This is a genomic window from Enterobacter sp. JS8-1 (genome assembly GCF_049187015.1).
GTDB lineage: Bacteria > Pseudomonadota > Gammaproteobacteria > Enterobacterales > Enterobacteriaceae > Enterobacter > Enterobacter mori.
The window spans coordinates 2,838,963-2,864,913 of the sequence record NZ_CP185805.1; the positions used below are offsets into that span (position 1 = coordinate 2,838,963).

The 25,951-nt window shown below is 55.1% G+C and carries 23 protein-coding genes; 10 read left to right on the top strand and 13 right to left on the bottom strand.

Features of this window, described 5'->3' with window-relative positions:
- The first annotated feature begins 163 nt into the window (after nucleotides 1-163).
- A complete protein-coding gene (locus ACOQH0_RS13505) occupies nucleotides 164-1,537 on the top strand; it encodes an MFS transporter (protein ID WP_214605549.1) in 1,374 nt (457 codons plus the stop codon).
- A 50-nt stretch (nucleotides 1,538-1,587) separates the two neighbouring features.
- Here ACOQH0_RS13505 and htpX read toward each other — a convergent pair whose 3' ends face one another.
- The 4 genes from htpX to ACOQH0_RS13525 all read right to left on the bottom strand — a co-directional run bounded on the left by htpX (nucleotide 1,588) and on the right by ACOQH0_RS13525 (nucleotide 6,011).
- Nucleotides 1,588-2,469: a protease HtpX gene (gene htpX / locus ACOQH0_RS13510; RefSeq protein ID WP_010432647.1), complete on the bottom strand. Its 882-nt coding sequence runs from the start codon at nucleotides 2,467-2,469 to the stop codon at nucleotides 1,588-1,590.
- A gap of 193 nt (nucleotides 2,470-2,662) precedes the next feature.
- Nucleotides 2,663-4,711 carry a carboxy terminal-processing peptidase gene (gene prc / locus ACOQH0_RS13515; protein ID WP_126816323.1) on the bottom strand — a complete coding sequence of 683 codons (2,049 nt, stop codon included), beginning with the start codon at nucleotides 4,709-4,711 and terminating at the stop codon, nucleotides 2,663-2,665.
- Nucleotides 4,712-4,730: 19 nt separating this feature from the next.
- Nucleotides 4,731-5,417, bottom strand: a complete 687-nt coding sequence (gene proQ, locus ACOQH0_RS13520) for an RNA chaperone ProQ (RefSeq protein ID WP_010432641.1) — start codon at nucleotides 5,415-5,417, stop codon at nucleotides 4,731-4,733.
- Nucleotides 5,418-5,513: 96 nt separating this feature from the next.
- Nucleotides 5,514-6,011 carry a GAF domain-containing protein gene (locus tag ACOQH0_RS13525; RefSeq protein WP_010432639.1) on the bottom strand — a complete coding sequence of 166 codons (498 nt, stop codon included), beginning with the start codon at nucleotides 6,009-6,011 and terminating at the stop codon, nucleotides 5,514-5,516.
- Between the two features lie 132 nt (nucleotides 6,012-6,143).
- Here ACOQH0_RS13525 and yebS point away from each other — a divergent pair, with 132 nt between their 5' ends.
- The 4 genes from yebS (at nucleotide 6,144) to ACOQH0_RS13545 (ending at nucleotide 11,893) form a co-directional block, all read left to right on the top strand.
- Nucleotides 6,144-7,427: a membrane integrity lipid transport subunit YebS gene (yebS, locus tag ACOQH0_RS13530; protein ID WP_421510567.1), complete on the top strand. Its 1,284-nt coding sequence runs from the start codon at nucleotides 6,144-6,146 to the stop codon at nucleotides 7,425-7,427.
- Nucleotides 7,396-10,029, top strand: coding sequence for a PqiB family protein (locus tag ACOQH0_RS13535; protein WP_159077893.1), 2,634 nt, complete (start codon nucleotides 7,396-7,398; stop codon nucleotides 10,027-10,029). Before yebS ends, ACOQH0_RS13535 begins: the two co-directional genes overlap by 32 nt.
- Nucleotides 10,030-10,085: 56 nt before the next feature.
- Nucleotides 10,086-11,549: a 16S rRNA (cytosine(1407)-C(5))-methyltransferase RsmF gene (gene rsmF, locus ACOQH0_RS13540; protein WP_421510568.1), complete on the top strand. Its 1,464-nt coding sequence runs from the start codon at nucleotides 10,086-10,088 to the stop codon at nucleotides 11,547-11,549.
- Nucleotides 11,550-11,653: 104 nt separating this feature from the next.
- A complete protein-coding gene (locus ACOQH0_RS13545) occupies nucleotides 11,654-11,893 on the top strand; it encodes a YebV family protein (RefSeq protein WP_042717979.1) in 240 nt (79 codons plus the stop codon).
- A 34-nt stretch (nucleotides 11,894-11,927) separates the two neighbouring features.
- Here ACOQH0_RS13545 and pphA read toward each other — a convergent pair whose 3' ends face one another.
- The gene (gene pphA / locus ACOQH0_RS13550; protein ID WP_421510570.1) at nucleotides 11,928-12,566 is read right to left on the bottom strand and encodes a protein-serine/threonine phosphatase; all 639 of its coding nucleotides are present in this window, start codon (nucleotides 12,564-12,566) and stop codon (nucleotides 11,928-11,930) included.
- A gap of 166 nt (nucleotides 12,567-12,732) precedes the next feature.
- On the opposite strand from pphA, the gene ACOQH0_RS13555 reads away from it, so the two are divergent.
- A complete protein-coding gene (locus ACOQH0_RS13555) occupies nucleotides 12,733-13,713 on the top strand; it encodes a VirK/YbjX family protein (RefSeq protein ID WP_421510571.1) in 981 nt (326 codons plus the stop codon).
- Between the two features lie 366 nt (nucleotides 13,714-14,079).
- Here ACOQH0_RS13555 and ACOQH0_RS13560 read toward each other — a convergent pair whose 3' ends face one another.
- The 3 genes from ACOQH0_RS13560 to yobA are packed head-to-tail and all read right to left on the bottom strand — an operon-like array spanning nucleotide 14,080 to nucleotide 15,677.
- The gene (locus ACOQH0_RS13560; RefSeq protein WP_421510572.1) at nucleotides 14,080-14,418 is read right to left on the bottom strand and encodes a YebY family protein; all 339 of its coding nucleotides are present in this window, start codon (nucleotides 14,416-14,418) and stop codon (nucleotides 14,080-14,082) included.
- Nucleotides 14,419-14,434: 16 nt separating this feature from the next.
- On the bottom strand, nucleotides 14,435-15,304 hold the full coding sequence (copD, locus tag ACOQH0_RS13565) for a copper homeostasis membrane protein CopD (protein ID WP_325827485.1): 870 nt from the start codon (nucleotides 15,302-15,304) through the stop codon (nucleotides 14,435-14,437).
- Between the two features lies 1 nt (nucleotide 15,305).
- Entirely contained in the window at nucleotides 15,306-15,677 is a 372-nt protein-coding gene (gene yobA, locus ACOQH0_RS13570) for a CopC domain-containing protein YobA (RefSeq protein ID WP_421512355.1), read from the bottom strand.
- 137 nt (nucleotides 15,678-15,814) lie between these two features.
- Between yobA and ACOQH0_RS13575 the strand changes: the two genes are divergently transcribed.
- From ACOQH0_RS13575 to exoX, 3 genes are all read left to right on the top strand, one after another.
- Nucleotides 15,815-16,045 (top strand): DNA polymerase III subunit theta, encoded by a 231-nt coding sequence (locus ACOQH0_RS13575; protein WP_010432616.1) that lies wholly within the window; start codon nucleotides 15,815-15,817, stop codon nucleotides 16,043-16,045.
- A 110-nt stretch (nucleotides 16,046-16,155) separates the two neighbouring features.
- Entirely contained in the window at nucleotides 16,156-16,806 is a 651-nt protein-coding gene (locus ACOQH0_RS13580) for a nitrilase-related carbon-nitrogen hydrolase (protein WP_421510574.1), read from the top strand.
- Nucleotides 16,807-16,830: 24 nt separating this feature from the next.
- Nucleotides 16,831-17,493 (top strand): exodeoxyribonuclease X, encoded by a 663-nt coding sequence (exoX, locus tag ACOQH0_RS13585; protein ID WP_010432611.1) that lies wholly within the window; start codon nucleotides 16,831-16,833, stop codon nucleotides 17,491-17,493.
- Here exoX and ptrB read toward each other — a convergent pair.
- Together ptrB and ACOQH0_RS13595 are read right to left on the bottom strand one after the other, a co-directional pair.
- Nucleotides 17,490-19,550, bottom strand: coding sequence for an oligopeptidase B (ptrB, locus tag ACOQH0_RS13590; protein WP_421510575.1), 2,061 nt, complete (start codon nucleotides 19,548-19,550; stop codon nucleotides 17,490-17,492). The two genes, exoX and ptrB, sit on opposite strands and share 4 nt — an antisense overlap.
- Nucleotides 19,551-19,633: 83 nt before the next feature.
- Nucleotides 19,634-20,287, bottom strand: coding sequence for a tellurite resistance TerB family protein (locus tag ACOQH0_RS13595; protein WP_336666879.1), 654 nt, complete (start codon nucleotides 20,285-20,287; stop codon nucleotides 19,634-19,636).
- A gap of 169 nt (nucleotides 20,288-20,456) precedes the next feature.
- Between ACOQH0_RS13595 and purT the strand changes: the two genes are divergently transcribed.
- The gene (purT, locus tag ACOQH0_RS13600) at nucleotides 20,457-21,635 is read left to right on the top strand and encodes a formate-dependent phosphoribosylglycinamide formyltransferase (protein ID WP_421510576.1); all 1,179 of its coding nucleotides are present in this window, start codon (nucleotides 20,457-20,459) and stop codon (nucleotides 21,633-21,635) included.
- A gap of 41 nt (nucleotides 21,636-21,676) precedes the next feature.
- On the opposite strand, the gene kdgA is transcribed toward purT, so the two are convergent.
- The 3 genes from kdgA to zwf all read right to left on the bottom strand — a co-directional run bounded on the left by kdgA (nucleotide 21,677) and on the right by zwf (nucleotide 25,879).
- Nucleotides 21,677-22,318: a bifunctional 4-hydroxy-2-oxoglutarate aldolase/2-dehydro-3-deoxy-phosphogluconate aldolase gene (gene kdgA / locus ACOQH0_RS13605; protein WP_006811025.1), complete on the bottom strand. Its 642-nt coding sequence runs from the start codon at nucleotides 22,316-22,318 to the stop codon at nucleotides 21,677-21,679.
- Between the two features lie 39 nt (nucleotides 22,319-22,357).
- Nucleotides 22,358-24,169, bottom strand: a complete 1,812-nt coding sequence (edd, locus tag ACOQH0_RS13610) for a phosphogluconate dehydratase (protein ID WP_421510577.1) — start codon at nucleotides 24,167-24,169, stop codon at nucleotides 22,358-22,360.
- Between the two features lie 234 nt (nucleotides 24,170-24,403).
- Nucleotides 24,404-25,879, bottom strand: a complete 1,476-nt coding sequence (zwf, locus tag ACOQH0_RS13615; protein WP_089598193.1) for a glucose-6-phosphate dehydrogenase — start codon at nucleotides 25,877-25,879, stop codon at nucleotides 24,404-24,406.
- Nucleotides 25,880-25,951 lie beyond the last annotated feature (72 nt).

Sequence of the window (25,951 nt, forward strand, 5' to 3'; positions counted from 1 at the left end):
GAGTGTTTTATAAAAATCAGAACCGGTTTTTATTATAAATTCCCGTCATGCTAGCTGCAATCAATCCTCGTTTACTTCGTTACAAATCTGCGACATAAAACGGAATTAACGGTGCTAAAATAGTTACCCTGAGAATAATTTCCTACCGAGCTATTCACCCAAAATGCAAAAAATCCTTTCCGATGGTCTGCCTTTGCCCCAGCGTTACGGCGCTATTGCGACGATTATCATCGGTATTTCCATGGCCGTTCTCGACGGTGCCATTGCTAACGTTGCCCTGCCAACGATTGCCAGCGATCTGCAGGCTTCCCCCGCCAGTTCTATCTGGATCGTCAACGCTTATCAGATAGCCATTGTGGTTTCGCTGCTCTCATTCTCTTTTCTGGGCGACATGTTCGGCTATCGCCGGGTTTATCAGTGCGGGCTGGTGGTTTTTACCCTGACGTCACTTTTCTGCGCTCTTTCAGATTCGCTGCACACCCTGACGATAGCCCGTATTGCCCAGGGTTTTGGCGGCGCGGCGCTGATGAGCGTCAACACCGCGCTGATCCGCTTAATCTACCCTCAGCGCCATTTAGGGCGCGGTATGGGGATCAACTCATTTATTGTCGCGGTCTCTTCTGCCGCCGGACCGACTATTGCGGCGGCCATTCTTTCTGTCGCCTCCTGGCAATGGCTTTTCGCCATCAACGTGCCGCTCGGCATCGTCGCGATCGTCTTTGCCCTGCGCTATCTCCCTGGTAATGGCCCGAAAAGCACCATGCCCCGCTTTGATCTGCCCAGTGCGGTAATGAATGCCCTGACCTTTGGCCTGCTCATCACTGCTCTGAGCGGGTTTGCCCAGGGTCAGTCGTTAGCGCTTACCGGCGCAGAACTTGCCGCTCTGCTGGTTGTAGGCTTCTTCTTTGTGCGTCGCCAGCTTGCACTGCCGGTACCCTTGTTGCCGGTAGACCTGCTGCGTATTCCCCTTTTTTCACTGTCTATTTGCACCTCAATCTGCTCGTTCTGTGCCCAGATGCTGGCGCTGGTTTCCCTGCCCTTCTTCCTGCAGAGTGTGGTCGGTCGTTCTGAGGTTGAAACCGGGCTGCTGTTAACGCCATGGCCGCTGGCGACGATGGTGATGGCGCCGCTCGCCGGGTATTTGATCGAACGCGTGCATGCCGGACTGCTGGGTGCAATCGGGCTGGCGGTGATGGCAACCGGCTTGTTTGCCCTGGCTCTGCTTCCCTCATCGCCTACGGATCTGGATATCATCTGGCGCATGATCCTGTGCGGTGCGGGTTTTGGTCTGTTCCAGTCGCCGAACAACCACACCATTATCACTTCCGCACCGCGCCATCGCAGCGGAGGAGCCAGCGGCATGCTCGGCACGGCGCGTCTGCTGGGTCAAAGTACCGGTGCTGCACTGGTTGCGCTGATGTTTAACCTTGCCGGGCAGAATGGTAACCACGTTGCGCTCCTGACCGCAGGCTTCCTTGCTACCCTCGCGGCCATAATCAGCGGACTTCGGGTCACCCAGCCCGGCGTGAAGGCATAAAAAAAGCCGGGCAGAGTACTCTCCAGCCCGGCTTTTTCGGTGTCTTCGCGTTACTTCAGGTATTCGCCACTGCGCAGCGCTTCAATACGTTTATCGAGCGGCGGATGAGACATAAACAGCTCACTGAGCGATTTCGATTTACCGTTAATGCAGAAGGCCATCATGCTGTTCGCTTCCTGCGGCTCGTAGCTGGTCTTCAGACGCTGCAGCGCAGCAATCATCTTCTCACGCCCTACCAGTTTTGCAGAGCCTGCATCCGCGTGGAATTCACGGTGACGTGAGAACCACATGGTAATGATGCTTGCCAGAATACCGAACACCAGCTCAAGTACCATCGAAACAGCGAAATAGATCAGCGGGTTTCCGTTGCTCTCTTCACCTTCGTCGCGGTTGCCCCCCATAAAGCCTGCCGCGATTTGCGCCAGGATACGAGAGATGAAGATCACGAAGGTGTTCACCACGCCCTGAATCAGGGTCATGGTCACCATATCACCGTTCGCGATATGGCTGATTTCGTGAGCGATAACCGCTTCGGCTTCGTCACGGCTCATGTTCTGCAGCAGACCGGTGCTGACGGCAACCAGAGACGCATCACGACGAGCCCCCGTTGCGAAGGCGTTAATGTCCGGCGCATGGTAAATTGCAACCTGAGGCATCGCGATGCCTGCCTGCTTTGACTGCTGAGCCACCGTGTTCATCAGCCACTGTTCCATATCGTTGCGTGGCTGCTCGATAACTTCTCCACCGACTGATTTCAGCGCCATCCACTTCGACATCAGCAGTGAGATGAATGAGCCACCAAAACCAAACAGCAGCGCCATAATCAACAGACCCTGAACGCTGCTCGACTGAATTCCTGTCAGGCTTAGCACCAGCCCGAATACCACCATAACCGCCAGGTTGGTGAGCAGGAAGAGCGCGATTCGCATCATAATTTTCTTTTAACCTCTGTTTAACAAAACGCACTATGCGATTACCCACATCGTATGGGTATTGTGGCTATTTTCAAGGATTCGAGGGGTGTAAGTCACCAGAAAGACACAACTTTACACAATTGAAGAGCAGCTTGACGAGAGGAAGCAGAACTAAAAAAAACAGGCACAATGTCTTGTGCCTGTTGAGGGATTATTTTGCAGGTGCCGGTTGCACTGCGGGTTTCTCTTTTTGCAGATTCGCCAGGTCGAGGGCGATATGCACCGTCTCGTCCAGATACGGATCCGGCTCCTGGTAATCTTTTGGCAGATCGTCCAGTTTTTTGAGCAGAGGCTTACCTTCACGTTTGAAGCGATCGTTGATACGCGCCAGACGCGTTGCGTCATCCTCATTGTTCTCTTTTTCACGCTGAGCGTAATTGAGAGAAACAATGTTCCGTTTCGCCTTCAGGGCATTGAAACGCGCAATGTCCTTCAGGATGTACTGGAATTCAGGATCTTTCACGATGCGTTCGTTATGGTCTTTCAACAACGCAGGACCAAACTGAGTCATGTCGCCAGATTTCACGAACGTCGCAGCATTGATGCTATCCCACGGCAACGCGTTATCTTCAAACTTCTCGCCCGTTTCGGTCTCTTCGGTGCCCGTTGGCATCATGATATCCGGCGTCACGCCTTTACGTTGCGTACTGCCACCGTTCACGCGGTAAAACTTTTGAATGGTGTACTGAACGGAGCCCAGCGCAGGCCATTCCGGGCGCAGCATCTGATCGTAAATACGGTTCAGAGAGCGGTACTGCTGAACGGTGCCTTTACCAAAGGTCGGCTCACCGACGATAAGCGCACGGCCATAGTCCTGCATTGCCGCGGCAAAGATCTCAGAAGCAGACGCACTGAAGCGATCGACTAACACCACCAGCGGGCCTTTGTAGTAGACCACACCATCGGTATCGGCATCTTCACGCACTTTACCGTTGTTATCACGAACCTGAACAACCGGGCCAGACGGAATAAACAGACCCGACAGGGAAACCGCTTCGGTCAGCGCCCCACCGCCGTTGCTGCGCAGATCGATGATCACGCTGCTGACGTTCTGTTTTTCCAGCTTCTGCAGCTGCACTTTCACGTCGTCGGTCAGACCAACGTAGAAGCCAGGGATATCCAGAACACCGACTTTCTCTTTACCGACGGTTTTCACCGACATTTTGACGGCACGGTCTTCAAGACGAATGCGTTCGCGTGTCAGGGTGACGATACGGGTTTTCGTCCCTTTCCCTGCAGGCAGAATTTCCAGGCGAACTTTGCTACCTTTCGGCCCTTTGATCAGCGCAACCACATCGTCCAGACGCCAGCCGATCACATCGACCATGTTCTGTCCGGTTTGACCAACGCCGACAATGCGATCGCCTACGCTAATCGCTTTGCTTTTAGAGGCAGGGCCACCTGCCACCATGGAGTTGATCAGGGTGTAGTCATCGTCCATCTGCAACACTGCGCCAATACCTTCCAGAGACAGGCTCATTTCAGTATTAAACTGCTCGGTATTTCGCGGAGAGAGATAGTTGGTATGCGGGTCAATTTCGTGGGCGAACGCCGTCATTGCCAGTGAGAAAACATCCTCACTGTTGGTCTGCGCCAGGCGTCGGATGGCAAATTTGTAGCGACGGTTTAAGGTCTCACGAATTTCTTTCTCGTCTTTGCCGGTGAGCTTGAGGCTCAGTTCGTCATATTTAACTTTTCCGTCCCACAGCGCATTCAGCTCGGCTTCGTCTTTCGGCCATGGCGCTTTGCTGCGATCCAGATTAAAGGTGTCGTTGCCGGTAAAGTCCATTGGACGTTCCAGCACTTTCAGCGCGTATTGATAACGTTCGAAACGACGCTTTTGCGATAAATTATACAGATCGTAGAACAGATCCAGCTTACCGGAGCGCAGTTCGTCACCCACGTCGGATTTACGTTTAGCGAACTGTTCGACGTCGCTGGCCAGCAATACGTTATGGCTGTAATCCAGCAAGTTCAGATAACGGTCGAAGATTTTGGCCGAAAAGGCCTGATCGAGATCGAACTGACGATAGTGCGAACGAGTAAAGCGCGACGTCACGCGCTCACTCACCGTCGCGTGCTGCGTCTCTTCCTTCAATACCGGAATTTGATCAACACGCGTAATATCGTCCACAGCGAAGGCGTGACCTGTTATAGCAAACAGGCCCGCCAGCGCGGTGAGCTTAAAAAAAGTGTTCATGCCAGGCTTGGCCTCCGTTTCAGAACAACAAGTGTTCTGCGCGTACTATCATTGACATACCAGAAGTCAGCTGTACACGAACGCCGTCTTTGGTGATTTCCAGTACGGTGGCGTCCATCGCATTGTTACCCGCTTTGACCTTAAGAGCCTGACCGACGCTCAGTGCGTTAATGTCAGAAACTGGGGTATGGCGCTGCTCTTCACGAGGCGCGCGTGGGGCTTTAGCTGCTGGCTTGTCTGCACGCGGTTTGCGATCGCTATTCTCATTACGACGCGGTGCAGGACGCGGTTTACGCTCGCGACGAGGCGCATCTTCCTGACCATTTGCCGCAGCGGCTTCGCGTTTTTTCGCTTGCTGTTCGGCACGCTGTGCCTGAACGCGTGCTTTGGCTTCTTCCAGCTGCTTGCGCGCATGTTCAACGTGCTGCTCATCCAGTTCGCCGCAAGGGTTGCCGTCGAGATCAACACGGGTTGCACCCGGTTTGATACCGTACAGGTAACGCCAGCTAGACGTATAAAGACGTAAGGCAGAGCGAAGCTGCGTTTTGCTGAGATTCATCTCACCTTCAACGCGCGCGACCAGATCCTGAAAGATACCGACTTTCAGAGGACGAGCCTCACCTTCAGCGCTGAAGCACTGAGGAAAACGCTCGGCCAGAAATGCGATAACTTCTTTACTGCTATTCAACTTAGGTTGATTTTCCATGAAATTTCCTGATTACAACGGACGTTGCCAACTCGCGCAGGCATGAACAGGCGACATTATAATGACGCTATCAGTAATTGCTACGTTATCCGTTGATTATCCTGCGACGCTCGCAAAGAATTTTTGATAATCGGTTGCTGCCAGAACGTTTTCGAGATTCGCCGCCAGCTCACGCAGGCCCTGCTCGTCTTCAGACGTAAAGCGACTGAAAGCCGTACTGTCGATGTCCAGAACGCCAATAATCTGATTTTTTACTACCAGCGGCAGTACGATTTCAGAATTACTTGCCGCATCACAGGCAATGTGGCCGTCGAAAGCGTGAACATCCTCCACGCGCTGAACCTGGTTGGTGGCCACCGCGGTACCGCATACGCCGCGTCCGACCGGAATACGCACACAGGCCAGTTTTCCCTGGAAAGGCCCCAGTACCAGTGTTTCACCTTCCAGAAGGTAAAAACCGGCCCAGTTAACCTCGGTCAACCGTTCAAACAATAATGCACTTGTATTTGCCAGAGTGGCTAAGAAGCTGGTTTCACCTGCCATCAATGCCTTAAAATCGCGGTTGAGATCCGCGTAGAATTCTGTTTTGCTCATTCTTCAATCACTTAGTTGTCTAACAAAATTACCGCATAGCCTATTAAAATAAGCATTAAATGCGCTCATGCTCAAGATGAATCAATTCATGAGTTAATATAACTTTCAACAATACACTTTTGTGCGCAGCTGATGGCCTTAAAAACAACCAAAATTACGCCGACAAAGAAGATCACTATCCATACGGTAAGTGAGGCCCTGCCTCGTGCACATTATCAGCGTTGCCCGCAGTGCGATACGCTTTTTATGTTGCCGAAGATGAAATCGCACCAAAGTGCGTTTTGTCCCTGCTGTGACGCCAAAATCCGCGACGGGCGGGACTGGTCGTTGACCCGTCTGGCAGCCATGGCCGTGACAATGCTCTTGCTTATGCCCTTTGCCTGGAGCGAGCCGCTGCTGAAACTTTATCTGCTCGGCGTGCGTATTGATGCCAACGTGCTGCAAGGGATCTGGCAGATGACGCGCCAGGGCGATCCCCTGACCGCCGCCATGGTGCTGTTTTGTACCGTCGGTGCGCCACTGGTTCTGGTCGCCGCCATCGCCTATTTGTGGCTTGGTAATATTCTTGGGATGAATCTCCGCCCCGTGTTGCTGATGCTCGATAAGCTGAAAGAGTGGGTCATGCTGGACATCTACCTGGTCGGGGTCGGTGTGGCGTCAATTAAAGTGCAGGACTACGCATTTTTGCAGCCCGGCGTTGGGCTGTTCGCTTTCATCTGCCTGGTATTGCTCAGTATTCTGACGCTGATCCATCTGAACGTGGAGCAGCTTTGGGAGCGTTTTTATCCCCAGCGTCCGGCCATGCGTCCGGATGAAAACCTGCGCGTCTGTTTAGGTTGCCACTATACCGGCTTGCCGGATAAACGGGGACGCTGCCCGCGATGCCATATTCCGCTAAGGCTGAGGCGCAACAACAGTCTGCAAAAATGCTGGGCAGCGTTGATTGCTTCCATGGTATTCCTGATCCCGGCTAACATGCTGCCGATTTCAATCATTTACGTGAATGGCGCGCGCCAGGAAGACACCATCCTTTCAGGGATTATCTCCCTCGCCCACAGCAACGTGGGCGTGGCGGCCATTGTGTTCATCGCCAGTATCCTGGTGCCGTTCACCAAAGTGGTGGTGATGTTTACGTTACTTATCAGCATCCATTTTAAATGCGAACAGGGCCTGCGCACACGCATCCTGCTTCTGCGGTTTGTTACCTGGATTGGTCGCTGGTCGATGTTGGATCTGTTCGTGATTTCGTTGATGATGTCGCTCATCAATCGCGATCAGCTGCTTGCTTTTACAATGGGACCCGCAGCTTTTTATTTCGGCTCTGCGGTGATATTGACTATTCTTGCTGTGGAATGGCTGGATAGCCGCTTACTTTGGGATGCACATGAGTCAGGAAACGCCCGCTTCGCCGACTGAAGCGAGAATTAAAACAAAACGCCGCATTTCGCCATTCTGGTTGCTGCCCGTCATCGCCCTGATGATCGCGGGCTGGCTTATCTGGACGAGCTATGAAGATCGCGGAAGTACTGTCACCATTGACTTCCAGACCGCCGACGGTATCGTCGCCGGGCGCACCCCTGTTCGCTTCCAGGGCGTGGAAGTCGGTACTGTCCAGGACATCACGCTGGGAAAAGGGCTGAACAAAATTCAGGTGCGAGTCAGTATCAAATCTGACATGCAGGATGCTCTGCGCAGCGAAACGCAGTTCTGGCTGGTGACGCCGAAAGCCTCTCTCGCCGGTGTGTCGGGGCTGGATGCCCTGGTTGGCGGTAACTATATCGGCATGATGCCGGGTAAAGGCGAGCCGCAGGATCACTTTGTGGCGCTCGATACGCAGCCGAAGTACCGACTCAATAACGGCGACCTGATGATCCACCTGCAGGCACCTGACCTGGGTTCACTGAACAGCGGTTCGCTGGTTTACTTCCGCAAAATTCCGGTGGGTCGCGTTTACGATTACGCCATCAACCCGAACAAACAGGGTGTGACCATTGACGTGTTGATCGATCGCCGCTTCACTAACCTGGTGAAAAAAGGCAGCCGCTTCTGGAATGTGTCCGGCGTGGATGCGGACGTCAGCCTGAGCGGTGCAAAAGTGAAGCTGGAAAGCCTGGCGGCGCTGGTGAATGGCGCTATTGCCTTCGATTCCCCGGAAGGGTCCAGCCCTGCCAAAGCCGATGATACCTTTGGACTGTACGCCGATCTGGCCCACAGCCAGCGCGGTGTGATCGTGAAACTTGCCCTGCCCGACGCCAAAGGGCTGAAAGCCGGTTCGACTCCGCTAATGTATCAAGGGCTTGAGGTCGGACAGCTGACGAAAATGACGCTCAATCCCGGCGGTTCGGTAACCGGTGAGATGACCGTTGATCCGAGCGTGGTCGATCTCCTGCGAGAGAAAACGCGTATTGAGATGCGCAGTCCCAAGCTGTCGCTGAGTGATGCCAGCATCAGCAGCCTGCTCACGGGCGCTACCTTTGAACTTATCCCCGGAGAGGGGCAGCCCAGCAACAGTTTTGTTATTGCCCCGGCGGACAAAGCGCTGCTGCAAAAACCCGGCGTTGTGACCGTCACGCTTAACGCCCCGGAAAGTTACGGCATTGAAGCCGGTCAGCCGCTGATCTTACATGGCGTGCAGGTGGGCCAGGTGCTGGAGCGCACCCTGTCGGAAAAAGGGGTCACCTTCTCGGCCGCTATCGATCCGCAGTACAGCGATTTGGTGCATGGTGACAGTAAGTTTGTAGTGAACAGCCGCGTCGATGTGAAGGTCGGTCTGGACGGCGTTGAGTTCCTCGGCGCCAGCGCCAGCGAATGGGTCAACGGCGGGATCCGCATTCTGCCGGGCAATAAAGGCCCCGTGCGGGAGAGTTATCCACTGTATGCCAATCTGGACAAGGCGATAGAAAACAGCCTGAGCGATCTGCCGACCACCACGCTGACGCTGAGCGCCGAGACGCTGCCAGACGTGCAGGCCGGTTCGGTTGTGCTGTATCGCAAGTTTGAGGTCGGGGAAGTGATCACCGTACGTCCGCGCGCGGACGCCTTTGATATCGAACTGCATATCAAGCCGGAATACCGCAAGCTACTCACCGCAAATAGTGTGTTCTGGGCGGAAGGCGGTGCGAAGGTCCAGCTTAACGGCAGCGGATTAACCGTGCAGGCCTCTCCTCTTTCCCGCGCACTGCGCGGTGCGATTAGCTTCGATAATCTGCCCGGTGCGGGTGGCGATATGCGCAAGGGGGATAAGCGTATCCTCTTCCCGTCTGAGACCGCGGCGCGTGCCGTAGGCGGACAGATTACCCTCCATGCCTTCGATGCGGGGAAACTGGCTGAGGGAATGCCTATTCGCTATCTGGGCATTGATATCGGGCAGATCCAGAAGCTAACGCTGATCACATCGCGCAATGAAGTGCAGGCTACCGCCGTGCTCTATCCGGAGTATGTGCAGACCTTCGCCCGTGCGGGCTCACGTTTCTCCGTGGTCACGCCGCAGATTTCTGCCGCAGGCGTTGAGCATCTCGACACGATTTTGCAGCCCTACATCAACGTTGAAGCCGGTCGAGGGAAAGCCCGTCGTGACTTTGAACTGCAGGAAGCGACGATTACCGACTCGCGCTACCTTGATGGCCTGAGCATTGTGGTCGAAGTCCCGGAAGCCGGTGGACTGTCCATCGGTACACCGGTGCTGTTCCGCGGTATTGAAGTCGGCACCGTGACGGGCCTGACGCTGGGTACCCTTTCGGACCGCGTGATGGTCGCGCTGCGCATTAGCGATCGTTACCAGCACCTGGTACGCAACAACTCCGTATTCTGGCTGGCCTCCGGATATTCACTGGACTTTGGCCTGACGGGCGGCGTGGTGAAAACCGGTACCTTTAACCAGTTCATACGCGGCGGTATCGCCTTCGCAACGCCACCGGGTACACCGCTGGCACCGAAAGCCCAGCCGGGTAAACACTTCCTGCTCCTTGAAAGTGAACCCAAAGAGTGGCGCGAATGGGGAACCGCCCTGCCGCGTTAATCTGAAAGGCTCCGGTGTCAACGCGCCGGAGCCTTTATGTTACACTGCGCGCCTGAATGTTTCCCTGTGGTGTGCCCGTGGCTCAAAACTCCGTATTTCTTCCTGAACAATTCCTGGCGCAGATGCGCGAGGCGCTTCCTTCTCATCTTTCCTTCGATGATTTTATCGCCGCGTGCCAGCGCCCGTTGCGTCGTAGCATCCGCATCAATACGCTCAAAATCAGCGTGACCGATTTTCTGACGCTGGTGTCGCCGTATGGCTGGCAACTTACGCCGGTGCCATGGTGTGAAGAAGGTTTCTGGATCGAGCGCGACGACGAGGACGCTTTACCGCTGGGCAGCACCGCTGAACATCTGAGCGGACTGTTTTATATTCAGGAAGCGAGTTCGATGCTGCCGGTTGCCGCCCTGTTCGCTGAGGGTAACGCGCCCGAACGCGTGATGGATGTCGCCGCCGCACCCGGCTCAAAAACCACGCAGATTGCCGCACGCATGGGCAACCGCGGGGCGATTCTCGCCAACGAGTTTTCCGCCAGCCGAGTGAAGGTGCTCCACGCCAATATCAGCCGCTGCGGTATCCATAACGTGGCCCTGACGCATTTTGACGGTCGCGTATTCGGTGCCGCCTTGCCGGAGGCATTCGATGCCATTCTGTTGGATGCGCCCTGCTCCGGCGAGGGCGTGGTGCGCAAAGATCCTGATGCACTTAAAAACTGGTCGGTGGAAAGCAACCTGGATATCGCTGCCACGCAGCGCGAGCTGATTGAGAGTGCGTTTCACGCGTTGCGTCCCGGCGGCACGCTGGTCTACTCAACGTGCACCTTAAACCGCGATGAGAACGAAGAGGTTTGTTTGTGGTTGAAAGCGCAATACCCGGATGCTGTCGAGTTCTTGCCCCTTAATGACTTATTCCCCACGGCACATGAGGCGGCCACGCCCGATGGTTTCCTCCACGTATTCCCACAAATTTACGACTGTGAAGGGTTCTTTGTCGCACGTCTGCGTAAAACGCAGGCGGTGGCTCCCCTGCCAATACCAAAATTCAAAGTCGGCAATTTCCCGTTTGCGCCGCTTAAAGGTCGCGATGCCGCGCAGCTTGAAGCCGCCGCCAACAGGGTTGGGCTGGTCTGGGACGAGAGTTTGCATCTCTGGATACGTGATAAAGAGATATGGCTGTTCCCGGCACACATTGAGCCGCTTATCGGTAAAGTCCGCTTTTCCCGTATCGGTATCCGCCTGGCGGAAGTACACAACAAGGGGTACCGCTGGCAGCACGAGGCGGTTATTGCGCTGGCGGGTAGCGACAACACCTTTGAGTTGACGCATCAGGAAGCCGAAGAGTGGTATCGCGGCCGTGATGTTTACCCTGAAAGCACCCCGTCCCAGGATGAGGTCATTGTCACCTATCAGGGGTTCCCGCTGGGGCTGGCGAAAAAGATCGGATCACGGCTGAAAAATAATTATCCGCGCGAGCTGGTTCGTGATGGTCGCTTGTTTACGGGTAACACTCGCACCGACTAAAAAAGCGCATTTTTTTACTGGCGATTTTGCTCTCCTTGTCTAGGCTAAAAAATGGATGCCCGTACTGGTCATACCAGATTTTTGCAACGAACCCGGAGAGCACTATGACGAAAACCAGCGTGCGTATTGGCGCTTTTGAAATCGACGACGCAGAATTGCGCGGCGAAGCACAAGGCGATCGAACGTTAAGTATTCCCTGCAAATCCGACCCGGATTTGTGCATGCAACTGGATGCCTGGGATGCCGACACCAGCGTCCCGGCGATCCTTGATGGAGAACACTCAGTCCTTTACCGCGAGCATTACGACCGTAACACCGATGCCTGGGTCTTGCGTCTTGCCTGACCTAAAGTGAACCCGCCCGAAGGCGGGTTATTTATTACTGCAGCTGAACCAGCGTAAGGAAGCCATCGAACACCGCACCGGTGTCGATATAGTGCAGATTGTTAAAGTCATAGCGTTTATCCAGTGGCGTATGACCGAACCAGAAATGATCCGCCCCCTGGATCCCCTGCCCTTTCCCTACCATAAACCCCATTAAACGGTCGCGATCCCACAGCACCCGCTGCGCGCTGACCGGTTTATTCCAGACATACTCCGCTGCCGGATAATCCGCATGAGCAATAACATTCAGACCGTTTGCGCAGGTTATTTCAATAATATGCGGTAAGTCCCGACACGCGTTGAGTAGCCTCAGAGCGTTCCGTTTGTCTTCGAGCGCTGAAAACCATATGCCGCCATTTGACATCCAAAGCGCATAATCATTATTTTCTATTGCATCCAGCGCCATTTGTTCATGATTGCCTCGCACCGCCCGAAACCATTTTTCGTCCATAAGCTGTAAACATTTCACGCAATCGGGGCCGCGATCGATAATATCGCCAACGGAAATCAAAAGATCCTCGTAAGGATTGAAATGTCGACGCTTCAGTGCGTCCATAAGCCATTGATAGCAGCCATGTATATCGCTGACGACCCAGACGTGGCGCCAGTTTTTACCCTCAATTTTCTGATACATAACGCCTCCTTTAAAGAGTATAGCTGCAGCAGAAAATATCCTGTCCCGACATCGTTTTTACCAACCCAAACAAACCTTCAACCAAACGGAAATAAAGATCGCCGGGCTATTAAGCCCTTATACCCGCCCCTCTAAAATAGAGCGAAATAGAATGAGAGGTCTTTACGTGTCTAACATACACCTGCAAAACGATGTGCTGTATCCCTGTCGCACAAATATCATCTCCGAGTTGGTGAAAGGAAAACGCGTTCCGGGCCCAATCTGGCAGAAGCGTGACTACCGGCTGAAATTTCTTCTGCGCTCACTGTTATTCCGCGCTTCCACCCATCGCATGCTGGACGCGCTATCAGGACGCGATGATTTTGACAGGCTGCTGGCATCGCAAATCACGTTACCGAGTAAAACCCACCGCCAGTACCTGATGCGCGGCCTGCGTCCTGGCGATCGCGCCGACGCTGTTGTCAGTCACTATCACTGGATCGATAGCCTGAAGAACAGCGATCTTGGCCACGCCCTGACGAGCCCGCACGAGCAGTGCATTGTGCAATTTCAGGCAAAAAACGACGTGATCTATACCGTCAATGCTTCCTCCGCCGGCAAAGCCGAGCGTGAAGGCGAGAGTACGCTGTGGCTCCATGACAGCAATAACACCTTGCTCGCCAGCCTGACGTTTTGCGTCGCGCGCAGCCACGGTCGGCCAGTGCTGGTCATTGGCGGACTTCAGGGACCGCGCCGCAACGTATCGCGGGAGGCGATCAAGCAGGCCACCCGAGCCTGCCACGGCCTGTTCCCTAAGCGCGTCCTGATGGAAGTGATTTTCCAGCTGGCCGCACAGGCGAATGTTCACGCCATTTTCGCCGTCAGCGATGAGGGACACGTGTTCCGTGCGTTGCGCTATCGCCTGAGCAAAGGTCAACATTTCCACGCCAGCTACGACGAATTCTGGGAAACGCTTAACGGCCGTAAACTTTCACCTTTCTGCTGGCAACTCCCCCTGCAGGTGGAACGTAAATCACTGGAAGAGATCGCCAGTAAAAAGCGGGCTGAATATCGTCGCCGCTTCGAGCTGCTGGATGATATCGCGGGATCGATGAGTTCTCGCTTCCAGACTACTGAGGGCTTTCGCCAACTATGCACAAGAATTTAACAAAACAGTCAAAAAGGGCTGGACTTTGGCCTGCCGTGTTGTGGTATGTTTGAACCAGGCTCACAGGAAATGTGCTCGCTGCAGAGGTCGATAGCAGGATTTTATCGTTTACTTTCATGCAGATAAAAAGAGACCGAATACGATTCCTGTATTCGGTCCAGGGAAATGGCTCTTGGGAGAGAGCCGTGCGCTAAAAGTTGGCATTAATGCAGGCTAAGTCGCCTTGCCTTTTAAGAATAGATGACGACGCCAGGTTTTCCAGTCCACGGTTAAAGTGGCCTGAAAAAAAGCGTCGGAGCATCATTAAACGTAAAAAACCGCAGTGCTTTCGCTAGCATCTGCGGTTTTTTATTGGAAACATTGGTGTTAGCAGAGTTTATCCGCGCGCTCGATAAACGGTGCCAGGCTCATCTTCTGGCCAGGTTTAGCGGGATCGTCAATCAGGATAACGCTAATCGGTTGTCCGTTACTCTTACCGCTGGCAACCTGCTGCTCTGCGGTATCGTTTAACGGGTATTGCACCAGCGTGCTTGGGTTGATCGCGTACAGGGCGTGGCCAGGACGGCAAGTCAGCATCACCTCTTCACGATTGAAGGCCCATTTTTCCTTACCCACCTCAAAACGGCTGACGGTGATCACCTGCGGCGCTGCCAGCGCACTGCCAGTGCAGGCCAGCAGTAAAAGAGAAAGTAGTGTCTTTTTCATATGTCTTTAAACCTTGTCAAAAGGGTTCCCAGGTCGCAAACAGACTGACCGTGGCCAGTACCAACGCGCCCAGCACCACTTCTGCCTGTGTCATCCTGATAAAAAGGGTTTGCTCCCACCCGGCATTCGGACGAAAGCGTGGCACCAGAAAATACCGATTCGCCAGCGCAATTACCACCATCAACGCCACCAGCGCACATTTGAACAACAACATTTTTACGTAGCCCGCCTGCCAGGGCACATTGATGCCGGTAATAAACAGCGCGTTAATGATACCCGTGAATATCACGCCAGCCACGGCATAGTGCCCCACGCGGGAAAAACGCATCATGGTATAGACCGCCGCTGTCTGCCAGCGTCCGCTCGAGAGACGCATGCAAAACAGCAGCGGTAACAATCCGCCAAGCCAGGTTGCCGCGCAGAGGAGATGGATCGCATGATTAAGGCGGTGCAGTGCCCCCGGTGCCCCGTCGTCCATTGCCGCATGCCCGACGCCCGCCAGCAGGACAAACTGCCCCATCGCAAGCAGCAACAGTCGCGAACCTTTTAGGGGTGCCAGCCACGCGGCACCGGCGGTGATGATGGCCAGAATGATTTGCCACAGCCAGACGCCGCCAAACTGCGTCCCCAGCACGCTCCGCCAGATATCCGTACTCAGCACATCGGGCCAGCCGTTGCCCATCATTCCGCCCTGCACCGCAAACATCAGGAGTGCGGTCACGAGGCTGATTAACGCGGCCATTTTCTGCTGCGCCTGAAAGCGCCTCAGCATAAGGCGTTGCAGTGACGACGGCGCAAACCAGACGCTGTAGAGTGCATTGCCAAAAATCAGCATCAACGCGCCGAAATGGATGAAGCGTAACGCCACATAGACCAGCGCCAGCATATTACTTCACGCTAAAGTGATAGCTGCCTTTGGTTTTGTGGCCATCAACCGAGACCACATGCCAGTCCACCTGATAGGTGCCCACCGCCAGCGGTTGTTCCAGTGGCACAACCAGCCGGGCGTTGTCTTTTTCATCCCGCTTAGCGGTACCGGTTTTCATCACCTGCTGTTGCGCGTCGGTCACCACAACGCCGCTAAATGCCGGTTCAATACCTTCGGAGAAGTTCAGCGTAAGGGTCTGCGGGGCCGCTACCTGAGTATTGGCCGCCGGGGATTGCTGTTTGAGATGCGCATGGGCCAGAACGGCGGGCGTCACTGCCGACGCGATCAATAAAGTGAGCGCGCGCACCGCGCGGGAAGAGGAGAAATCCATCACAATCATTCCTTTTTGTTATGCCTGTAAGGTAAAGAATAACGCTGTATAATAAACGAGTCGAGGATCATCCTCCCTTCGCTTGTCATCGTCATCCAATCGCGGTAACGTTGCCGCCGCATAAAAAGGAGAAGGTAATGAACATTAATCTGGCTGCCCTTCCTCAGGACGAGATGGACAAAGTCAATGTCGATCTCGCTGCCGCTGGCGTGGCATTTAAAGAACGCTACAACATGCCCATCGTGGCTGAAGTTGTCGAGCGTGAACAACCCGCGCACCTGCGCGACTGGTTTCGAGAACGCCTGATTGCGCATCGCCTGGCCTCGGTTAATCTCTCGCGACTGCCGTACGAACCTAAAGTTAAATAAGCTTAACGACGCATTACACTTCCTTACGCGGATTATGGCAGGATAAGAAAACCCTTATAAAATTAGGTGTATTCTTAAATCCCGGCGACTCAGTGTATAAGGAAGTCACGATGTCTCGATGGAATATTGCAGCAGCTCAATATGCCGCACAGCACTCCAGTGTGGATAGCCATGTAAAACACCACCTCCGTTTCATTGACGAAGCGGCGCGACAGCAGTGTCAGTTGCTGGTGTTTCCTGAACTCTCATTAACAGGCCCCGGCGAGGCTGACCTGCCCGCGCCGCCCGACGATCTGCAGCTTGCCCCACTCCTTCACGCCGCGCAGTCACACAATCTAACGGTTATTGCAGGGCTGACGCTCGTTCATCAGGGCCGGCGTCAGAAAGGACTCGCCCTCTTCACGCCCCATCTCGATACTGTCCTCCGTTATCCTCAGGGAAGCGGGGCAAGCCTGATCCCGGGGGATAAACAGCTCACCATTATCGATACCCAGTCAGACACCCCTAACCTCGATCCGCAAGCCACGTTATTCACCAGTTGCCAGGCGGTGGGCGATAACCGCTGGCGGCAGTCCATCAGCACATTGCAGCGCTTCGCGCATAAGTATGCCATTGCGGTATTGATGGCCAACGCCCGCAGCGGCAGTGCATTATGGGATGAAAAAGGTCAGCTGATCGTTCGCGCCGACAAAGGCGAACTGCTCTTAACCGGATCTCTTGGCAGACAGGGTTGGCAAGGCGATATCATTCCTTTAGGCTAAGCGTTTTAGGGTCAGGAGCGATCAATGCTGCGCGTCATCGATACCGAAACCTGCGATCTGCAGGGCGGAATAGTAGAAGTGGCTTCAGTCGATGTGGTTGACGGAAAGATAGTCAACCCGATGAGCCACCTGGTGCGTCCCGACCGTCCGATAAGTCCGCAGGCGATGGCAATCCATCGCATTACGGAGTCGATGGTGGCGGACAAGCCATGGATTGAAGAGATCATACCGCATTATTACGGCAGCCCGTGGTATGTCGCACATAACGCCAGCTTTGATCGTCGCGTTCTTCCGGAAATGCCGGGCGAATGGATTTGCACCATGAAGCTGGCTCGTCGACTGTGGCCGGGGATTAAATACAGCAATATGGCGCTGTATAAATCCCGCAAGCTCAGCGTCAGGACGCCGGAGGGGCTGCACCATCACCGCGCCCTCTATGACTGCTATATCACCGCCGCGTTGCTGATTGATATTATGAATATCTCTGGCTGGACGCCGGATGATATGGCAACCATCACCGGACGCCCTGCGTTACTGACCACCTTTACCTTTGGGAAATATCGCGGCAAACCGGTGTCGGAAGTGGCGGATAAAGATCCGGGTTATCTGCGCTGGCTGTATAACAACCTCGACAGAATGAGCCCGGAGCTTCGCCTGACGCTGAAGCACTATCTGGGCGACGCCTAACGTTCTGCGCGGCCTGGCAGCGTATCCTGCGCCAGGCCAATCAGGAACGCGTACTCCAGCGCGACGCCTTCATAGGATTTAAATCGCCCTGATTTACCCCCGTGTCCGGAGTCCATGTCGGTACAGAGCAGCAGCAGATTATCGTCGGTTTTCAGTTCACGTAGTTTCGCCACCCATTTTGCAGGTTCCCAGTATTGCACCTGTGAATCATGCAGGCCGGTGGTGACCAGCAGATGCGGATACGCTTTCGCCTCCACGTTATCGTAGGGGCTGTACTCTTTCATGTAGCGATAATAGATTTCGTCCTGAGGATTCCCCCACTCTTCAAATTCTCCCGTGGTTAACGGGATGGACTCATCCAGCATGGTGGTCACCACATCGACAAACGGAACCTGCGCGATGATGCCCTTAAAGCGCTCAGGGCGTTGATTAATCACGGCCCCCATCAGCATGCCGCCCGCGCTTCCCCCCATCCCAAAGCAGAGCGTCGGGTCGCCATAGCCTTGTTCGATGAGGGCATCACAGACGTCGAGATAGTCGTTGAAGGTGTTTTTCTTCTTCAGGAATTTCCCCTCTTCATACCAGTGCTGGCCCAGTTCACCGCCACCGCGCACGTGGGCAATAGCATAGACAAAGCCGCGGTCGAGAAGGCTCAAACGGCTACCGCTGAAATCCGCATCCATACTGGAGCCGTAGGAGCCGTAGCCGTAAACCAGAAGAGGGTTTTTGCCCTTGTTAAAATGCGCCTTGTGATACACCAGGGAGACCGGCACCTCAACGCCATCGCGGGCGGTCACCCACAGGTGTTCGCTGCGGTAGTTATCCGACTCAAATCCTTTTACCTCAGCCTGTTTAATCACCTGGCGCTGCCCGGTGTCCATGTCCAGTTCAAACAGGGTGTCCGGCGTCGTCATTGAAGAGTAGCCATAACGCAGGCGCGACGATTCCGGTTCAGGGTTGAAGCCAATCCACGTGACATAGGCCGGATCGTCGAAGGCAATTCCCACAACTTCCCGCGTTTTCCTGTTGATTTGGCGGATACTGGTCAACCCCCGCTGACGCTCTTCCACCACCAGCCAGTCGGTAAAGAGCGTAAAGCCTTCCAGCATCACCTGCTCCCGCGAGGGGATCAGCACCTCCCACTTGCGCTCATCTCGCACTTTGGTTTTGTAGAGGCCGAAGTTTTTGCCCTCGCGATTCGATCGCAGGTAAAAACTGTGCTGAAAATGGTCAAGACTGTACTCATGATCTTTTCGGCGCGGCAGGAAGCAGAGCGGCTGCGCATCAGGCAGTTCGGCATCCAGGAGCAGGACTTCCGAGGTGGTGGCGCTGGCCAGATAAATAATCACATAGTGACGCGATGAGGTTTTGTGCAGGCTGACGTAAAACGTCTCGTCTTTCTCTTCGTACACCAGTTCATCATCGGCAGAATCCGTCCCTACGGTGTGCCGCCAGACCTGATAAGGCAGCAGCGTGGACGCATGCTTTTTGACGTAGTAGACCGTTTCAGAATCATTCGCCCAGACAAAATCCGGGGAGATATTCTCCAGCATTTCCGGATACCAGTTCCCGGACTCGAGATTGCGGAAGCGCAGGCCGTACTGTCGGCGAGAAAGGTAGTCTTCTGCGAGCGCCATAATGGCGTTATCTGGCGACACCGACATACCGCCCAGCGTATAGAATTCACTGTGAGCGGCACGCTGGTTGGCGTCCAGCAGGATTTCCCATTCGTCCCATTCGGCACATAGCACCGACTGGCGCTGATAGATGGGGTATTCATTGCCGGGCTCATAGATATGACGGTAGCGATAACCGTTTTTGGTCCAGGGGGCAGATACATCGCGCTGGGGAATACGCTGCACCATTTCGTTCAGCAGCTGATCCTGTAGCGCCTGCTGGCTGGACATGACCTTGCGGCCATAGTCGTTTTCCTGGTGCAGATAGTCGAGCACGTCTGGCTGGGAACGCGAGTCATCCCGCAGCCAGTAATAGTGGTCTATGCGCGTATCACCATGCGTGGTGATCGCATAAGGAGTGCGTCGGGCTTTCGGTGGCATGTCATGATTCTTTTGAGTTTTACACCCTATAAGGTTGGCAAAACACGCGCATGATGCAAGCGAAACATGACCACATCAGATGATTACCCGGCCTGTAACGTCTGTTTTTGCTGCTGAATATCCTGCTCAATACCCTCACGAACATCCTGAGGGATCTTCAGCGCATCGCCGAGCGCATTCAGGTAGCTGCGCTCCATAAAGTGATCGACATCGATAGCCGCGCAGCTCAGAAAATAGAGTTCCAGCGCCTCTTCTTCGTTCTTCACGCTTTGCGCCAGACGCTGGGGATCGAGAGGCTGTTCGATGGCCTGTGCAACCAGCGCTCTCCCCTGCTCTTCCACACCGGCCTCACGCATCTGCTGCTCTATCGCCGCACGCTCTTTGCTATCAATATGCCCGTCGCTTTTGGCCGCAAACACCAGCGCCAGAATGAGCCGCTCTGTTCGGAGATCCAGCGGTGTGACATGCTCGCCGTATTGCGGCTCACCCTGATGCGCGGTGCGCACTTTGTCCTTGTATTTGTTCCACAGGACGGTACCCGCAATGGCTCCGCCCCCCGCGAGGAGCGCGCCAGTGCCATATTTTGCCAGCAGCTTACGCGATGACTTATTGGCGACCAGCAGCCCCGCCAGTCCTCCCAACGCGCCCGGCACCAGGAGCTTGCTGAGCCCTTGCTCACCCGACGACACGCCTTTCTGACCCAGCATGGATTGCAGTTGATTTAACCAGCCTGACATAATTTCCCTCACTTAACGGTGCATATGCTCACAGCCTAAGCGAGTGGGTGTCAGGAAATGTCTGCCTGCACTAAAGAAGCGCAAATTCTTACGTGATGAAACGCCCGTGAGCAAGACAGACGCAAACGTTTTCGTTTATACTGCCCGCAACTTTTTCAGGGGGATTTTTATGACTCGTTTAGGAACCGCGCTGCGACCTGCGGCGACGCGTGTGATGCTTTTGGGCTCGGGTGAACTGGGTAAAGAGGTCGCTATTGAATGCCAGCGTTTGGGCATTGAAGTCATTGCCGTAGACCGTTATGCCGATGCCCCCGCGATGCACGTTGCCCATCGTTCTTATGTCATTAACATGCTGGATGGCGATGCCCTTCGCGAGCTGATTACGCGTGAGAAACCCCATTTTGTCGTGCCGGAAATTGAAGCCATTGCCACCGACACGCTCATTGCTCTTGAACAGGAAGGCCAGCGCGTGGTGCCCTGTGCCAACGCCGCGAAGCTCACCATGAACCGCGAGGGCATTCGCCGCCTGGCCGCAGAAGAGCTGGAGTTGCCCACGTCGAGCTACCGTTTTGCTGGCGATAAAGCCGCATTCCTGCAGGCCGTAGAGGAGATTGGCTACCCGTGCATCATTAAGCCGGTGATGAGCTCCTCCGGTAAAGGCCAGAGCTTTATTCGTGACAGCAGCGCGCTGGATAACGCGTGGGATTATGCCCAGCAGGGCGGTCGTGCCGGAGCCGGTCGCGTGATCGTTGAAGGCGTCGTGAAGTTTGATTTCGAAATCACTCTGCTCACCGTTAGCGCCGTGGATGGCGTCCATTTCTGCGACCCGATTGGCCACCGTCAGGAAGACGGCGATTACCGTGAATCCTGGCAGCCGCAGCAGATGAGCGCTCTGGCGCTGGAGCGCGCGCAGGAGATCGCCCGCAGGGCCGTCCTGGCGCTCGGCGGCTATGGTCTCTTCGGCGTAGAGCTGTTTGTTTGCGGCGACGAGGTGATTTTTAGCGAAGTCTCCCCTCGCCCGCATGATACCGGCATGGTGACGCTTATTTCGCAGGATCTCTCCGAGTTCGCTCTGCACGTGCGCGCTTTCCTCGGCCTGCCTGTTGGCGGCATTCGCCAGTACGGTCCTGCGGCATCGGCAGTGATCCTGCCCGAGTTGACCAGCCGGAACGTGACGTTTGATAACGTCGACGGAGCGGTAGGTGCAGGATTGCAGATCCGTTTGTTCGGTAAGCCGGAAATCGACGGAACCCGTCGTTTGGGCGTAGCGTTAGCCACCGGGGATAACGTGGACGACGCCGTGGCGAGAGCGAAAGCGGCCGCTGCGAACGTCAAGGTAGAGGGATAAAAAAACGGGCCAAAAGGCCCGTTTTTCATGCTGCGATTAACTTACTGTTTCGCACCTTCAACCGCTTCGCGAGCCAGTTTGGTGATGCGATCCCAGTCGCCGGCTTCCAGCGCATCCGCTGGCACCAGCCATGAACCGCCGATACACAGTACGCTTTTCAGCGCCAGGTAGTCACGGTAGTTGGCAGGAGAGATACCGCCGGTCGGGCAGAAACGCACCTGAGAGAATGGACCCGCAATCGCCTGTAGCGCTTTGGTGCCGCCGTTGGCTTCAGCCGGGAAGAATTTAAACTCTTTCAGACCGTAATCCATGCCCAGCATCAGTTCAGACACGGTACTGATACCAGGGATCAGAGGAATAGAACCTTCGGTTGCCGCTTTCAGCAGAGGCTCAGTCAGTCCCGGGCTGATCGCGAACTGAGCACCGGCTTCGGTCACTTCAGCCAGCTGCTGCGCATTCAGAACGGTACCCGCACCGATGATGGCATCCGGCACTTCTTTGGCAATAGCGCGGATAGCGTCCATCGCACACGCGGTGCGCAGGGTCACTTCCAGGACGCGAACGCCGCCCGCAACCAGCGCTTTCGCCATTGGGACAGCGTGCTCCAGTTTGTTCACCACGATGACCGGCACGACAGGGCCAGTGGTCAGGATTGCTTCTGCACTTGTTTTCCAGTTTTTCATCAGAGTTTTCTCTCGCCAGATCGTTAAAAACACGTCGTCTTAAAACGTAATACAGGTTGCGCCCTGCTCTGCGCCGGACAGCTTCTCGCGCAGCGCGCCAAACATTTCGCGTCCGGTACCCACGCGCGACGCGCTCAGGTCAGGAATATGAGGCTGACGTGCTGCCAGCTCTGCCTCATCGACCAGCAGGGTTAACTCACCTGTCTGGCCGTTCACGCGGATCATGTCACCGTCACGCACTTTCGCCAGCAAACCACCGTCGTAGGCTTCCGGGGTCACATGGATGGCAGAAGGCACTTTACCCGATGCGCCAGAGAGACGTCCATCGGTCACCAGCGCGATTTTGAAACGGCGGTCCAATAATACACCAAGTGGTGGCATAAGTTTATGTAATTCTGGCATCCCGTTGGCTTTTGGCCCCTGATGACGCACCACCACCACGCAGTCTTTATCAAGCAGGCCCGCGTCAAAGGCAGGCAGCACGTCGTGCTGGCTTTCGAACACCACCGCAGGCGCTTCGATAATCTGGTTCTCTTCCGGGACGGCAGAGGTCTTCATGACTGCACGACCGAGGTTACCGCTCAGCACTTTGGTGCCACCGTGACGCGAGAACGGCTGTTCGAAGGTCGCGATTACCTGAGGATCGAGAGAGTCGCTCGCCCCTTCGCGCCAGTCCAGCTCGCCGTTGTTCAGCCATGGCTCGAGGGTATAACGCTGCAGGCCATAGCCCGCCACCGTGTTCACGTCTTCATGCAGCAGACCGCCTTTCAGCAGCTCGCGCATCAGAACAGGAACGCCGCCCGCCGCCTGGAAGTGGTTGATGTCTGCCGGACCATTCGGGTACAGGCGCGCCATCAGCGGCACCACGGAGGAGATGTCGGAGAAGTCATCCCAGTTGATCAGGATGCCCGCCGCGCGCGCCATCGCGACCAGGTGCATGGTGTGGTTGGTTGAACCACCGGTTGCCAGCAGCGCAACAATCCCGTTGACGATGACTTTCTCATCAACCATTTTGCCCATTGGCATCCAGTCGTTGCCGTTCCCGGTCAGACGCGTCACCTGACGCGCCGCGGCTTCAGTCAACGCCTTGCGCAGCGGCGCATCCGGCTGGATAAAGGACGAGCCAGGAAGCTGCATCCCCATGAACTCCACCACCATCTGGTTGGTGTTGGCCGTACCGTAGAAGGTACAGGTGCCCGGCGCATGGTAGGAGGCGGCTTCCGCTTCCAGCAGCGCCTGACGATCGGCTTTGCCTTCCGCATAGAGCTGGCGGATACGCACTTTTTCTTTATTTGGCAGACCGCTCGCCATCGGGCCGGACGGCACGAAAATCGCGGGCAGATGACCAAATGACAGCGCCGCCATCACCAGGCCAGGGACGATCTTGTCGCATACGCCGAGATAGAGCGCGCCATCGAACATATTGTGAGACAGGCCCACCGCCGCAGACATCGCAATCACTTCGCGGCTCAGCAGCGACAGCTCCATCCCGTCCTGTCCCTGCGTCACGCCGTCGCACATAGCGGGTACACCGCCTGCCACCTGACCCACGGCATTTACGCTGTGCAGCGCGTTACGAATGATAGTGGGATAGACCTCATACGGCTGGTGTGCGGAGAGCATATCGTTGTAGGAGGTGATGATGGCGATATTGTTACGCAGCATGCTTTTCAGCGAATCTTTATCACCCGGCTGGCAGGCGGCGAAACCGTGCGCGAGGTTACCGCAGGCCAGCTGCGAACGGTGGACGGTCTCACTCTTTGCTTGTTCAATACGGGCGAGGTAGGCGGAACGGGTCTCTTTCGAGCGTTCAATGATGCGTTGTGTTACGCGTAACAATGTCGGATTCATAAAAGCTCCTCTAATTTATTTGTCTGGGCTCGGGAGTTTACAAAGTCGCTGGCAGTTGTTAACAACGCTGAAACGCTTGCTGTCCGGAGCTCAAGGGCAAAATCGCTTCCGGCAGTGTAATAAAAAAAGCTCCGCGGGTGAATCCACGCGGAGCTTAAAACTTTAAAAAATGTGCCACTAGCTGTGTTAGATCATGTTACCGGTAAAATAACACCTTTGGGCTAGAGGTGACCGTTACTCAAACTCGTTCCAGGAGCGACCGTCACGCGTGATCATCGCAACCGATGCGACCGGTCCCCATGTTCCTGCCTGATACGGTTTTGGCGCATCCTGATCGGCTGCCCAGGCTTCGGTAATGGAGTCGACCCATTTCCACGCCTCTTCCACTTCGTCGCGACGCACGAACAGCGCCTGGATACCGCGCATGGTTTCCAGCAGCAGACGCTCGTAAGCATCAGCCAGGTGCGTCTGGTTGAAGGTTTCGGAGTAGCTCAGATCCAGCTTGGTGGTCTGCAGGTTATGTTTGTGATCCAGACCCGGCACTTTGTTCAGGATCTGGATATCCACTCCCTCGTCCGGCTGCAGACGGATGGTCAGTTTGTTCTGCGGCAGCTCCTGCCAGGACTCTTTGAACAGGTTCAGCTCTGGGTTTTTGAAGTAAACCACCACTTCGGAACATTTAGCAGGCAGACGTTTCCCGGTACGCAGGTAGAACGGAACCCCCGCCCAGCGCCAGTCGTCGATATCCACGCGGATCGCCACGAAGGTCTCGGTGTTGCTGGACTTGTTCGCGCCCTCTTCTTCCAGATAGCCAGGCACTTTTTTACCCTGAGCAAACCCGGCGGTGTACTGGCCGCGGACGGTCTTCTCACGCACGTTGGAGCGGTCGATGCGGCGCAGTGATTTCAGCACTTTCACTTTGGCGTCACGAATGCTGTCGGCCGTCAGGTCAGACGGTGGAGACATGGCAATCATGCACAGAATTTGCAGCAGGTGGTTCTGGATCATGTCGCGCATCTGACCGGCCTGGTCAAAGTACCCCCAGCGACCTTCAATCCCCACCTCTTCCGCCACGGTGATTTCCACGTGGTCGATGGTGCGGTTGTCCCAGTTATTCACAAACAGGGAGTTCGCAAAACGCAGCGCCAGCAGGTTCAGTACCGTCTCTTTTCCGAGATAGTGGTCGATACGGTAGACCTGGCACTCTTCAAAGAACTCGCCCACCTGGTCGTTGATTTCCCGCGACGTTGCCAGCGAGGTACCCAGCGGTTTTTCCATCACGACGCGTGCCGGTTTAGCGTTCAGCTTCGCTTCGCCCAGACCTTTGCAGATCGCGCCGAAGGTGCTTGGCGGCATCGCAAAATAGTTAATGGTGACGCGATTTTTTTGATCCAGCATCTCGCCCAGACGGGTAAAGGCGCTTACGTCGTTTACGTCCAGATTGCAGAAATCAAGGCGTCCGCTCAGCGTATCCCACAAACTTTCATCAATTTTCTCTTTCATGAAAGTTTCGAGCGCTTCGCGCACCACTTTTGTATAAGCGTCCTTGTCCCAGTCGGCGCGCCCAACACCCAGGATACGGGTATCCGGATGAATTTGACCCGCTTTCTCCAGTTGATACAGGGAAGGCAGCAATTTTCGGCGTGCTAAATCGCCTTTCGCGCCGAAAATGACCAGGTCACATGCCTGGGCTGTTTGCGTTACCGCCATGTCATTCTCCTCAGTTAGATCACCTGGTGCTTCTGCCAGGTATCGTTGTAATTTTATTACAATGCACTGTAC

Coding starts and splice junctions, on each gene's coding strand:
- htpX (WP_010432647.1), bottom strand. CDS start 2,469: ATGATGCGAATCGCGCTCTTCCTGCTCACCAACCTGGCGGTTATGGTG.
- yobA (WP_421512355.1), bottom strand. CDS start 15,677: ATGGATTTCTCCTCTTCCCGCGCGGTGCGCGCGCTCACTTTATTGATC.
- ACOQH0_RS13525 (WP_010432639.1), bottom strand. CDS start 6,011: ATGAGCAAAACAGAATTCTACGCGGATCTCAACCGCGATTTTAAGGCA.
- ACOQH0_RS13580 (WP_421510574.1), top strand. CDS start 16,156: ATGTCTCGATGGAATATTGCAGCAGCTCAATATGCCGCACAGCACTCC.
- copD (WP_325827485.1), bottom strand. CDS start 15,304: ATGCTGGCGCTGGTCTATGTGGCGTTACGCTTCATCCATTTCGGCGCG.
- yebS (WP_421510567.1), top strand. CDS start 6,144: ATGGCCTTAAAAACAACCAAAATTACGCCGACAAAGAAGATCACTATC.
- ACOQH0_RS13535 (WP_159077893.1), top strand. CDS start 7,396: ATGAGTCAGGAAACGCCCGCTTCGCCGACTGAAGCGAGAATTAAAACA.
- ACOQH0_RS13575 (WP_010432616.1), top strand. CDS start 15,815: ATGAACATTAATCTGGCTGCCCTTCCTCAGGACGAGATGGACAAAGTC.
- proQ (WP_010432641.1), bottom strand. CDS start 5,417: ATGGAAAATCAACCTAAGTTGAATAGCAGTAAAGAAGTTATCGCATTT.
- exoX (WP_010432611.1), top strand. CDS start 16,831: ATGCTGCGCGTCATCGATACCGAAACCTGCGATCTGCAGGGCGGAATA.
- zwf (WP_089598193.1), bottom strand. CDS start 25,879: ATGGCGGTAACGCAAACAGCCCAGGCATGTGACCTGGTCATTTTCGGC.
- rsmF (WP_421510568.1), top strand. CDS start 10,086: ATGTTTCCCTGTGGTGTGCCCGTGGCTCAAAACTCCGTATTTCTTCCT.
- ACOQH0_RS13545 (WP_042717979.1), top strand. CDS start 11,654: ATGACGAAAACCAGCGTGCGTATTGGCGCTTTTGAAATCGACGACGCA.
- ACOQH0_RS13595 (WP_336666879.1), bottom strand. CDS start 20,287: ATGTCAGGCTGGTTAAATCAACTGCAATCCATGCTGGGTCAGAAAGGC.
- ptrB (WP_421510575.1), bottom strand. CDS start 19,550: ATGCCACCGAAAGCCCGACGCACTCCTTATGCGATCACCACGCATGGT.
- kdgA (WP_006811025.1), bottom strand. CDS start 22,318: ATGAAAAACTGGAAAACAAGTGCAGAAGCAATCCTGACCACTGGCCCT.
- ACOQH0_RS13505 (WP_214605549.1), top strand. CDS start 164: ATGCAAAAAATCCTTTCCGATGGTCTGCCTTTGCCCCAGCGTTACGGC.
- ACOQH0_RS13560 (WP_421510572.1), bottom strand. CDS start 14,418: ATGAAAAAGACACTACTTTCTCTTTTACTGCTGGCCTGCACTGGCAGT.
- pphA (WP_421510570.1), bottom strand. CDS start 12,566: ATGTATCAGAAAATTGAGGGTAAAAACTGGCGCCACGTCTGGGTCGTC.
- edd (WP_421510577.1), bottom strand. CDS start 24,169: ATGAATCCGACATTGTTACGCGTAACACAACGCATCATTGAACGCTCG.
- purT (WP_421510576.1), top strand. CDS start 20,457: ATGACTCGTTTAGGAACCGCGCTGCGACCTGCGGCGACGCGTGTGATG.
- prc (WP_126816323.1), bottom strand. CDS start 4,711: ATGAACACTTTTTTTAAGCTCACCGCGCTGGCGGGCCTGTTTGCTATA.